The organism is Synergistaceae bacterium, from assembly GCA_017444345.1.
Classification (GTDB): domain Bacteria; phylum Synergistota; class Synergistia; order Synergistales; family Aminobacteriaceae; genus JAFUXM01.
Genome location: JAFSWW010000012.1, coordinates 1 through 12,014, shown reverse-complemented (window position 1 = coordinate 12,014; position 12,014 = coordinate 1). Strand labels below are relative to the sequence as shown.

Genomic DNA, 12,014 nt, shown 5'->3' with positions numbered 1-12,014 from the left:
GCCCGGAGGCGGCGGAAAAACTATAAATCACGCACAATCTCACAATCTACAGAGGCAATTACCCGCTAAAAGTTTTATAATCCCTCAATATTTCATAATTCATATGGGAGTGAAATTTATTTGAAGCATATTATAAAATTTTTAGTATTGGCGGCTTTAGTCGTCGGCATTGTTTACGGTTTCAACACTTTACGCGAAAAAAAAGAATCTCAGCCCGACCCAGAAATTATTAGACCTGTACGAACTATGACACTTCACAATTCAGGCTCAACGTTTAACAGGCACTATTTTGGAACTGTTCAGGGAGGCAAACGCGCGGATTTGTCATTTAGAGTCCCCGGAACTCTGAATAATATTCAAGTCGAAAAGGGCGAACATGTCAAGAAAGGTGCATTACTGGCGACTCTCGATCCTAGAGACTTTAACACGAGATTATCACAGGCTCAAAGCGCACTATCTCAAGCACAGGCACAATACAAGGACGCTCAAGCAAATTTTAAACGCTACGAGAATTTATACAAGCAAAGGGCAGTATCTAAAGCAGCCTATGACACATATAAAACTCAATTGGACGTAACTAGATCAGCAGTCAGAACAGCTGAAGCAAACGTAAAGGCCGCCCGCGATTCTGTAAATGATACGAGATTGACAGCTCCATTTGAGGGAATAATCGCTGATAGACTCGCCGAAAATTTTCAGGACATAAACGCAAAGCAGACTATATTCAGCCTTCAGGATTTGCACACATTAGAAATAGTATTTAACATTCCCGATAATGATATTTTACTTGCGCCGATTCAGAAAGTTAATAATTTGCAGGATTTGCAGGAGAAATCTAATTTATTCAAGATTAACGCGAAATTTGACGCTCTGCCTGATAAATCATTCCCCCTGACTCTTAAAGAAGTAGCTACTAAGGCAACCGGAGCTAATACTTACGCTGTAACTGCTGTAATGCCTGCTCAGAAAGATTTAAGAATTCTGCCGGGTATGGCTGTAACTGTCGAGGCTGATTTAACGGGCGATATTGACACGACAAGAAAGTTTTTTGTGCCGACTACTGCAATATTAAATCAGGGTGCGAATAATTTTATATGGATTTATGACTCAGGCCAAGCGAAAAAAATTCCCGTCAAACTCGGTGCAATTAATAACAATGCTTTAATCAATATAGACGGCGATTTTCACGAGGGCGACAAGATAATCACTGCGGGAGTGAATTTCTTGCATGAGGGCCAGCATGTGAGACTCTTAACAGAGGAGTAATTTATTATGGATATAGCACGAGCAAGCATTAAAAGATTCAGAATAATTATATTTCTGTGCTTGATGACTCTAGCTGGCGGAGTCATGGCATATTTTCAGATCGGCAAACTTGAAGATCCCTCATTCACTATTAAGACGGCAGTCATAAGCGCAATATATCCCGGTGCAAGTGCTTACGAGGTCGAACAGGAAGTAACAGCCCGAATTGAAGACGCTGTGCAGGCAATGGGAGAAATTAAGCATATTAGATCACGCTCAACTCCGGAACTTGCTATTATATATGTCGATATTAAAGACGAATACACAAGCAAGGAACTCCCGCAAATATGGGACAAATTACGGCAGAAAGTTAATGACGCTCAAGTTTATATGCCTACAGGAGCTACGATTATAATAAATAACGATTTCGGCGAGGTTTACGGGCAATATTACGCACTTGTCGGGGACGGCTACACAATGAAAGAATTATATGATTATGCGGACTTTCTCAAGAAAAATTTAGTACTAGTTCCGGGAGTTGCAAGCGTAAAAATTTTAGGTGAACAGACGGAAGGAATTTATATAGAGTTCTCAGCGTCAAGAATGTCAAATCTAGGGCTTTCACCCTTAACAATTTTTGCGGCATTGACTCAGCAAAATACTTTGTCGCCGGTCGGAAATATTACGCTCGGTGATAGATATATAAGAATTTCTCCAACGAGCGCGATTCTTTCAGTTGAAGACATTGACGACTTAATAATCGGGAATTCAGGCGGGAATTTAACGAGACTGCGGGAGATTGCTGCAGTAAGACGCGATTACGTGGAGCCTCAAACTTTCAAGTTAAAATTTAATAATAGGCCGGCTCTTGCGATAGGAATTTCAACAGTCGAGGGCGGGAATGTCGTTAATATGGGCCGGGCTGTCTCTAAACGTCTCAAGGAATTAGAAGCATTTAGACCCGTCGGAATTGAATTAAACGAGATTTATATGCAGTCTGATCAAGTCGTTAAATCTACAGATGATTTCTTGATTAACTTGGCCGAGTCTTTATTTATAGTCGTAGGAGTCTTATTAATTTTCATGGGCTTGCGTTCGGGCTTGATAATCGGGCTTGTATTATTGATAACAGTAGCGGGGACTTTCACAATAATGAATTATACGGGAATTACTTTACAAATTGTCTCGCTGGCTGCTTTAATTATTGCGCTGGGTTCACTTGTCGATAATGGGATTGTTGTAGCTGAAGGGATGCTCGTAGGAGTCGAACGCGGCAAAACATTAGAAGATTCTGCGAGCGATTCCGTTGAGTCCTCAAAGTGGGCAATGTTAGGCGGGACTGTTATAGCTGTCTTAGCATTTGCTCCGGTGGGACTATCAAAGGCACAGGCGGGGGAATTCTTAAGCTCGTTATTTTCTGTTGTAGGAATCTCTATGATCTTGAGCTGGTTTGCTGCGTTAATTGCTGCTCCCGTTCTCGGAAAAATTTTCTTGAAACCTTCTAAACAAAACAAAGACCCATATGACAGTTTTTTATTTCGAGCGTATAAATATATTCTTGAGTGCTGCCTTAGAAATAGATTCTTGACAGTTACAGCTACGATTGCAATATTTATTTTTTCCATGTATATTTTTTCGACAATGAAGACTAGTTTCTTCCCTGATGCTGAGACGGTATATTTTAATATTGATTTATGGAGTCCGGAGGGAGTATCTTTGCAGGCTCAAGAAAGGGAGACTCAGAAATTAGCGGATTATATTACATCACAGCCGGGAGTTAAAAACGTGTCGCAATTTATAGGCGGGGGCGGTTTAAGATTCATGCTGACATATTCACCTCCTGAGGGCAGTAATTCATTTTCGCAGTTAATGGTCGAGATGGAAGACGCAAAATATACTCGTGAAATGTTGTTAAAGGCTCAGGCATATATTGATGAAAAAATGTTACCGGCTGAAGGTTATTGCAGATTATTCGCGCGGGGTTCGGGAATGAGTGAGAAAATAGGCGCGAGATTTTACGGTGAAGATCCGGAAATTTTGCGGGAGATTGCTAATAAAGCGTGTGAAATAATGCGTCAAGACTCGTCATCAAAATTTGTGCGTGATAACTGGCGCGATAAGGTGGAAGTAATACGCCCTCAAATTCTCAAGGATCAAATGCAGGCACTTGGACTCGGTCGTCCGTTAATAAATTTCGCTGCTTTAATGTCAACAACGGGAATAACTATAGGCTCATTCCGTGAAGGTGATAAATCATTGTCGATCTACGCGGCATTAATACCCAGTGAACGCAATAATATAGAGTTATTAAGCTCGATTCCTGTATGGTCGCCGACTCTAAATAAAACAGTCCCGCTCGGTACAGTATTCTCAAATCTTGAGACTACATTTGAAGATAATATAATCATGCGCAGAGACAGGAGCCGTTATATTTCTGCTATGAGTGAAGTTAAATTCGGCCTTAACGCAGATGAGTATCTAGCAAGAATAAAGCCTAAAATTGAAGCTCTTGATTTACCCTTCGGCTACACTCTTGAATGGGGCGGAGAACACGAACTATCAGACGAGTCAATGGCTGGTATGGCCGTTGCGTTCCCGGCGGCGATTCTTATAATGTTTATAATCATGATATTTTTATTTAACGGGTTCAGACAGACAATTATAATATTTATCTCGCTGCCGTTAATATTAATCGGTGTAGTCTTAGGATTATGGCTTGCAAATATGGATGTGAGTTTTCTTGCTGTAGTCGGACTTCTTTCACTTGTGGGAATGCTCGCAAAAAATTCTATAGTTTTACTTGATCAAGTGAGTGCTGATTTTGCGGCCGGACGTGATAAATACGAGTCAATAGTTGAAGACGGAGTCGCGCGTTTAAGGCCTGTTGCGATGTCGGCATTTACTACAGTTTTAGGCATGATCCCGTTAATATGGGATGTAATGTTCGGGCCGATGGCTGTTACTATAATGGCGGGCTTGACTGTGAGCACTATATTAACTCTCTTAGTGATTCCTGTTTTGACTGCAATATTTTATAACGTGCCTTGTCCTGATTCTGACTCTGACTCAGATTCTGACTCGGACGATGACGAATAATAAAAAAGGGGAGCCGCTTTCTCCCCTGTTACTCTTCTTCTTTTAGGATCATAGCGTCGTATAGTGCTTTAATAGTCTTCTCAAAATCTGCGTCTCGAACTCCTAAGACAATATTTAAATCGTCTGCTCCCTGACTTATCATGCGGATTTTAACGTCTGCTGCGGCGATTGCGTCAAAAATTTTCGCGAAAATTCCTTTAACGGTGCCCATTCCTTTGCCGATTATTGCAATAAGTGAAATATCATTCTCGACTGTTATACTTTCCGGCTCAATTGCTGATTGAATCTCCTCAAAAATTTGTGCCCTGTTTAAATCAAATACCATGTTGCGCAAGATTATGCAGAAATTATAAATCCCTGAAATATAATGCTCGCACGATATGCCGCGTCTTGCGAAAATCCCGAAAACTTTTTCACCGACTCCGTGCAATTTATTCAAGCCGAATTTTTCGATTCTGACGGCCTTATAATGTCTTTGTCCGGCGATACATGCTGCGACACCGCGATGTAAATTTTCCGGTAAATCTTCACTTATTAGAGTCCCCTTATCATCAGGATTATATATATTTCGTATACTAATGGGAATTTTTTCAGATTGGAGCAATGATATAACGTCTTCATAAATAACTTTGATGCCCATATAAGTAAGCTCGCGGAGTTCCGTATATGTAACATTTCTGATTTTGTGAGGGTCGGGAACTATTGAGGGATCAACCGTGTAAATTTCCGTAGTCTCTGACCATTTTTCGTAGAGTTCCGCGTGAAGTGCACGAGCCATTAACGCCCCTGAAGTATCGCCGCCGCCCCTCGGAAAAGTTTTCAAGCCAACGCCGGGAATACTCCCGTAAAAGCCCGGTATTATTGCATTATCTAAATTTCTGAATCTCATTGCCGAACGCTCAAGAGATTTTGCGAGATCAAGTTCGCCGTCAATCTTGAAATAAATTAATTCAGCCGAGTCTACAAATTGCCAGTCAAGATAAAGCGATAAAATTTTTGCCATAATATATTCGCCCCGGCAAGCTATTTCTTCTGTAGTCTTGCCTGATAACATGCTGCGCTTGATTTCTGTGATTTCTGCATCGATATTAAATTCAATCCCTAAACCGTTTATTATTTCCTGAAATCTTTCTTTAACTTGATTCAAAGTCTCGTCATATTTTTCTCTGCTCTTGAATCTCGAATGAGTCAAATAAAGCAAATCAGTTACACGTAAATCATTCTTGAATCTTCTGCCCGGTGCTGATACGACTATAAATTTACGCGATGGATCAGACTTTATTATTTCTGCGGTCTTCTTGACCATTTCAGAGTCGGCCAATGCACTCCCGCCAAACTTAGACACGATAAATTTTCCCATTAGAATTACTCCCTATATAAAATAGCTTGATTCTATCACACAAAGAGCATAAAAAGTTTTATTTAATAGCCGGGAACGTATGCAAGTCCGCGAATATTCACAATGTCTAAATTATCATAATGCCTGTTTCTTACTTCAACAATGAAAACATTACGCTCTGAAGGCCTGTGAAGTCGTGAAGAAATATTTAAATTCTGATTTCCAAATGGTATAGAGTCAACGCGTTCAAGATTACGCAATAATAACGAATAATTTAGATTGTCTACAGGTTTGGGAATTAATTCAATAGCTTTTTTCAGCCATTCAGTTAATGCAACAACACGCCCGGCAGCTACAGAGTCATTAACTTGCATTGCCCGAGTCCTCCATAATTCCCGCTTTGTCTCAATAAATCCCCCAGCTGAAGCAAGCGAAATATTTTGATCCGCGAAAATCATTCCCCGGCATGACAAATAACTTGAGTCAGGTTCGGCACAATTCCATAAACGCCAATTTGAACGCAGACGCATAAAATTACGCCAAATTTCACGAGCTCCCATGCTGCCCATAAAAGAAATAATTACTCCGGCCTGTTCACCCTCATAGCTTTCTATTTCTTCGGCCATCATTCCGAAACTATCACGAACAGACGCGTCCGCCCAGTATGGCATCGGCATAAATCCCGCATTATCTAACATGTTATAGCAAATTTTTGCTTCACGTTCCTGATTAACTGTAAATCGACTCGCGGCGAGGGCGATTCTTTTATCGGGCTTGTAGATTCTCTTAGCATATTCGGTGAAGGCGTTGCACCTGTAATCACGAAATAAATCAAGAGCGAATATATTAGGAAATGGACGGCCTGCAAAGTCAATTAAAACATTTTCACCGCCTGCAAGCATTAAGGGAATCTCACGGCCTGCAAGTCTTGACACTAGAACTCTATCAATTTCGGGCGATAAAGAAAAACTCATTATTGCGGCTGTATGATCGTTAACTTGCAGATTTAAATCTCTTGCGGGATTGTCGCTGCTAGTGTTTAGAGTCAATCTAATAAATTTCAAGTCATGACCAGCGACTCCAGTGCCAGAGTCAGAAATTTCGGCCTCACACCATTTTAAAGCGGTATTGATTGATTTGCCGGGCTCACTCTCCCAGCCTGTGAGGGGGGGAATAACTAAGACATTCCATACCCAGTCATGATTAATTTCACGCTGGGCACAGAATGCGAATTTGCTTAAGCATAAAACAATTACGATTGACGCAAAAATTTTACGCATTTATTTTTTCTTTGCTAACTGCTGGATAACGTCTTGAGTAATATCTACTCCGCCGATTAAGACAACGAATTTATCAAGAACGAGTGTCAATTTGCGTTTTACTGCGATTTCTCTTACTGCCTGTTCGCAGTCTTGATATATAGGAGCCATTAATCTCTGCTCTTCCTGTGCTAGTTCGAGTCTCTTGGCCTGTACTGCTTGAGCTTTCTTAGCTGTGTCTGTCTCTTTATCGGCTGCGGCTTTGGCTTCGTTTTCTTTCTGACGTGCTATTTTTGCGAGCTGCTCCTGAACTTGTTTCAATCTAGGGTGATTGTTGAGAATTTCTCCTCTGTCAACGACTCCGACAAAATCGGCAGTTATAGGTGTTGATGCTGGCTTCTTTGCGGCTGCGTTTGCTGTTAAAGCACTGTTCATTACTAAAAGGGTTATTACTGTTACGATTAATAAAATCTTTCTTGACAACATTATAAATAATTCCTCCAAACCCGACAAAACGGGATTTCTTTAATTTTGCCCTGAATTCTAGCATTTATTATGTCTGATTAAAACCGTTAAGATTACTCATTAAATTATATTTTCAAGCAAGAATCTCAATCAGGACGCGAATATTATATAACACACTCAAAAATTTTCACGAGATATATTTTTACCAGTTTCACAAGATTAAATGCTGCGATTATATGATGACGCAATAAAAAATTTATGACTTGCTGATTATATTTCTATTCTCTAATAATTTCATTAAGGGCACGCCTATGATATAACATGCTGCAGCTTCTCCCAGTGCTACATAAATCCCCGTTATAATTAATGGCGCGTCAGTCAGATAACTAATCAGCAAGCTAATAATTATCATATTTGACAAGACCGGCCAGAATGCTGCTATATAAATATTTCGCGATTTACGAGTCAACACCGCCGCAATCAACGTAGCAAGAGACCCGAAAATTATATCAAGCAAGCCCATCTCGCTGTAAAGATTCGCAATTACGCACCCTATAAGCAAACCCGGCACAGCTTCAGGCATATAGAACGGCAATAAAGTCAACGCTTCAGAAACTCGGCACTGTATAGCACCGTAAGAAATAGGCGCAAGTATTATAGTGAGTGCTGCATATAAAGCTGCTATTAATGCGGCTTTAACAAGTGATTTAGTATTAATGATTATTCGCTCCTTATTGTGATATTTGGCAAAAATTTATTTTTGTGTCCGGTTATGCATAGAGGCTCTAAAAGTTTTCGCAATTTCTCAAGCGAGTCCGTATTGACTACCAGCGGCAAATTATCTTCTCCGGGATCCATAACGAAAAAATTTGCTGACTCTAAAATATTTATTATATTCTCCCGCATTGACTTTACACCGCAGCAATCAATCTCTACTACACAGCCATACGGAGGCAAATTATACTCTTCCCGCGCGTTTAATTCACTATTTAAAAATTTCTCAAAGCCTCCTGATATTTGACTCGCAAAAAAACTCCCTGATTTACGAGCTTGAATCAAAATTTTACGTGTTGAATCTTTCTCGCGCCCCCTGAAATATGACTCATAAATCAATCTAAATAAATTAAATCTCGTGTCATAATCAGGCCTCATTAATTCCGAGTCTATATCAAGCCAAGCAACAAGACCGGGATTTATTTTGCTGCATAATTCCAGCCCTCTTTGTGTGCTTAATATTAAGCCCTGAAATTTTTTCCTGCTCATTTTTCCGCCGTAAATGTGAATATCTTTATAATATGGAGCTATAATCTTAGCAAGTGCATCAAGTCCCGGCCGTTTACCGCGCAAAATCTCAAAGCCGCAATACTCGCATTTCTCCGGAACTTCACGAACATAGCCGCAAATTCTACACTTCAAAATCTGCCCGTCGTCTTCACTGCGCATTATATTATTACATTTAGGGCACTTCACAGACTCGCCGCAGTTATCGCAAAAAACTTCAGAGGACTCGCCCAGCCTGTTGAGAATCCATATTACATTACGTTTATTAATTAATTCTTTATAAGTCCGTCTAATCAGCGAAAAAGTTAAAGGAATATTGCCCTCGATTCCCTTCTCTTGTCCCTTGTGAGAGTAATTTATGTCAACTATTATAATATTTTTTCTGTCAGGTTTGATTACTGATTCAGGCTTTAAACGCTTAAAAGTTTTCAGTGAAGGAACAGCCCCGCCCGTGATTAATTCGCCGTGATTGAAATTTGCGCGGCGGCCAGCAAGACTCCTAGCTGAAATATTTAAGGCATATGGAATTATATACGCAGGATTTGACTCGTCTTCAATTATGATTTTATCAGGACACAAAGGCGCGAAAATCCCCCCCGGTGCTGATACGACAATGCGAAAATTTTTATCGTGAACGAGCTGCCACGCCTGCCAGATTCTAACACCTGAAGGCCATAATACAGCCTGAGACTTTAACGAGTCCGGAAGATTCATAAAAAAATTTGCTGCTCTCTCATGAGTCGGCAATAACATTAATGCCCGGCCGTCTTTCTCAAGTTCTGACAAGTAAAAATCATTTCGGGCTGAGTCAAAAGGGTTAAAGCAGCTAGTTTCATGAAAATTTTTTGACTCGTCGCGATAAACTCGTGAAGGCGCAATTATTTCACCGTCAAGAAATTTTTTAGGCAGGATTAAATTTAACGCGCTTCCTTCTCCGCACATGCAAATTTTGCCCGCCCATAATGCCATGTCCCATAAATCAGAGTCTATAACTCGTCTTGAATCAATTATATTTTTTACAGGCTTTATCTTGAAATCATAATCAGGATTCGAAATATTTTCGCTCAAGCCTTTAACAAAGCCGATTCTATTTTTATTGCCGACTGGAACGAGAACGCGGGAACCTGATTCGGGTAATATTTCGCACTCATAAGTCAAAGAATTCCAAAGCGGCCAAGTTATTATTACGTCAATTAGATAGGACATATTCCCAGACTTCAAATGCAATATCTTGTTTCAGGCCTGAAAAAATTTTCTCATGTTTTGACTCATCACGGGGGATTAACCGCAAAATATTTGTGTCGCTGGCGAATCCTGTATCTTGTCCCGTTATGTCATTTGCTAGAATGTAATCAAGATTTTTGCGTGATAATTTTTCGCGGGCATTATGTGAAATATTTTCAGACTCAGCAGCAAACCCGATTAAAATTTGATTCGTGCGCTTGAATTTTCCGACTTCTGCGGCTATATCGGGATTTTGAACGAGTTCAATATTTAATGAGTCCTTCCCCTCGCGTTTAATTTTTTGTGAGTGAAAATTTTTAGCCTTATAATCTCCCACTGCGGCGGCCTTCACGATATAATCAGCCCACGATAAATTTTGCATGACAGCGTTTAACATTTCTTGCGCTGAAATCACATTAATTACTTCAAAGCCGTATGAGTCAATTTTTACGGGCCCGGAAATTAATTTTACTTCAGCACCCATAAGCCACGCCGCACGAGCCATAGCAACGCCCATTTTTCCGGTACTGGGATTTGAAATATATCGCACAGGATCTAGATATTCATGAGTCGGCCCGGTTGTAATTAAAACTTTTCGCCCTGATAAATATTTGACCGGACATAAAAATTTTTCAAGCTCGCATAAAATCTCACCGGGTTCGGGCATTCTTCCGCGTCCTGACTTCCCGCAAGCTAAATCACCTGAAACAGGCTCAATTATATTTATTCCCATTTCTGATAAATTTTTCAGGTTTAATTGAGTCGCTTGATTCATTAACATTTTTTCATTCATTGCAGGAAATATTATAATCGGACAAGACGCAGCTAAAATTGTAGAAGTCAGCAAATTATCAGCTAAACCGTGAGCAATTTTCGCGCATGTATTAGCACTACACGGGGCAATCGCTATAATATCGGCCCATTCTGATAATTTTACATGGGGAATGTTATGACCGTCTGAAATAAAATCATTCTCGCGCCAGACTCTTTTTTTTGCCAGAGTCGCCAGAGTCATGGGAGCTACAAAATTTTCAGCTGAAGGAGTTAATATTATCTCGATTTCACAGCCTGATTTTGTGATCAGCCTTACAAGTCCGGGAATTTTATAGGCCGCTATACCTCCTGTTATTCCTAGCAAGATTTTACGGCCATTCAAAAATTTATTCATTTATTCATTAACTAGCTGCGGGGGCGTTGATCGGGCTTCTGTTTTCTTCTATCTCAAGCAATACATTAGAGATAAAACGCTCATTTGATGGGTTTGTCTTGTCAATTGGTGCCTCTTCGCTCTCTCGTCTTGCTTCTGCCGCAACTTTTGCCGTAATCTCGTATTTATTTGAAGTTCCGCATTTTTTCGCAAGCCATTCTAAATCGTAAAATTTCATGTCTGAATCCCTCCTTAAATTATTATGCGAATCTCCTTAAAAGTTCGCTGATTGAATTATCCCGTGTCGCTTGACCTATTGCGTTAAATTTCCATTGTCCATTACGTAAATACATCTCGCCGAAAATCATCGCCGTCATTCCGTCATAATTCTCTGAAAGATTATATCTGCATAATTCTTGATTATTTTCACCGTCGTAAATTCTTATAAAAGCGTTCTGAATCATTCCAAAATGTTGATTGCGTTCGCTGGCTTTATAAATATTCACGACAAATATAATTTTATCGTATTTTGCCGGGAGTCTAGTTAAATCTATAAAAATTTCCTCGTCGTCGCCTTCACCCGCGCCGGTTAAGTTATCGCCCATGTGTTTTACTGAACCTGAAGAGTGCTCAAGATTCCCGAAATAAACTACATCATTAGAGTCTATAACTTTTCCATCAACGCAAAGAAATACAGTAGCATCGCAGTCTATATTATGAGTCTTCCCGCCTCCGAACAGTCCGCCGAGAAATCCGCCCGACTCTTGTTTTGCCGCGTCCCAGCCGAGTCCGATTACTACTTTTTTGAGCGAGCCTCCGTCATTTTTCCGTAAATCAACCTTTTGACCCTTTTGCAGATTAACAGCCATTGTGTAAAATCTCCCTTCTTTTGATGATATATATATTGCTTGTAAAAATTTTACGCTTTATTCTACTCCCACCCGCCCACCCGACTGCT

At 40.2% G+C, this 12,014-nt stretch carries 10 protein-coding genes; 2 read left to right on the top strand and 8 right to left on the bottom strand.

Annotated features, from left to right (window positions below; genetic code table 11):
• The first annotated feature begins 120 nt into the window (after nt 1–120).
• Together IJS99_00560 and IJS99_00555 are read left to right on the top strand one after the other, a co-directional pair.
• A complete protein-coding gene (locus IJS99_00560; GenBank protein MBQ7560311.1) occupies nt 121–1,266 on the top strand; it encodes an efflux RND transporter periplasmic adaptor subunit in 1,146 nt (381 codons plus the stop codon).
• Between the two features lie 6 nt (nt 1,267–1,272).
• On the top strand, nt 1,273–4,341 hold the full coding sequence (locus IJS99_00555; GenBank protein MBQ7560310.1) for an efflux RND transporter permease subunit: 3,069 nt from the start codon (nt 1,273–1,275) through the stop codon (nt 4,339–4,341).
• A gap of 28 nt (nt 4,342–4,369) precedes the next feature.
• Here the strand turns inward: IJS99_00555 and IJS99_00550 are convergent, their stop codons facing one another.
• The 8 genes from IJS99_00550 to IJS99_00515 form a co-directional block, all read right to left on the bottom strand.
• Complete coding sequence (locus IJS99_00550; GenBank protein ID MBQ7560309.1) at nt 4,370–5,701, bottom strand: hypothetical protein; 1,332 nt, start codon at nt 5,699–5,701, stop codon at nt 4,370–4,372.
• 62 nt (nt 5,702–5,763) lie between these two features.
• Nucleotides 5,764–6,960 (bottom strand): hypothetical protein, encoded by a 1,197-nt coding sequence (locus IJS99_00545; GenBank protein MBQ7560308.1) that lies wholly within the window; start codon nt 6,958–6,960, stop codon nt 5,764–5,766.
• On the bottom strand, nt 6,961–7,425 hold the full coding sequence (locus tag IJS99_00540) for an OmpH family outer membrane protein (protein ID MBQ7560307.1): 465 nt from the start codon (nt 7,423–7,425) through the stop codon (nt 6,961–6,963).
• A gap of 235 nt (nt 7,426–7,660) precedes the next feature.
• On the bottom strand, nt 7,661–8,122 hold the full coding sequence (locus IJS99_00535) for a QueT transporter family protein (GenBank protein ID MBQ7560306.1): 462 nt from the start codon (nt 8,120–8,122) through the stop codon (nt 7,661–7,663).
• Between the two features lie 2 nt (nt 8,123–8,124).
• On the bottom strand, nt 8,125–9,891 hold the full coding sequence (locus IJS99_00530; protein MBQ7560305.1) for a hypothetical protein: 1,767 nt from the start codon (nt 9,889–9,891) through the stop codon (nt 8,125–8,127).
• Nucleotides 9,875–11,077, bottom strand: coding sequence for a bifunctional phosphopantothenoylcysteine decarboxylase/phosphopantothenate--cysteine ligase CoaBC (gene coaBC, locus IJS99_00525; GenBank protein ID MBQ7560304.1), 1,203 nt, complete (start codon nt 11,075–11,077; stop codon nt 9,875–9,877). The genes IJS99_00530 and coaBC overlap by 17 nt, the downstream gene beginning before the upstream one ends.
• Before the next feature lie 7 nt (nt 11,078–11,084).
• Nucleotides 11,085–11,294, bottom strand: coding sequence for a hypothetical protein (locus IJS99_00520; protein ID MBQ7560303.1), 210 nt, complete (start codon nt 11,292–11,294; stop codon nt 11,085–11,087).
• Between the two features lie 22 nt (nt 11,295–11,316).
• Nucleotides 11,317–11,925, bottom strand: a complete 609-nt coding sequence (locus IJS99_00515) for a TerD family protein (GenBank protein ID MBQ7560302.1) — start codon at nt 11,923–11,925, stop codon at nt 11,317–11,319.
• Nucleotides 11,926–12,014: the final 89 nt, after the last annotated feature.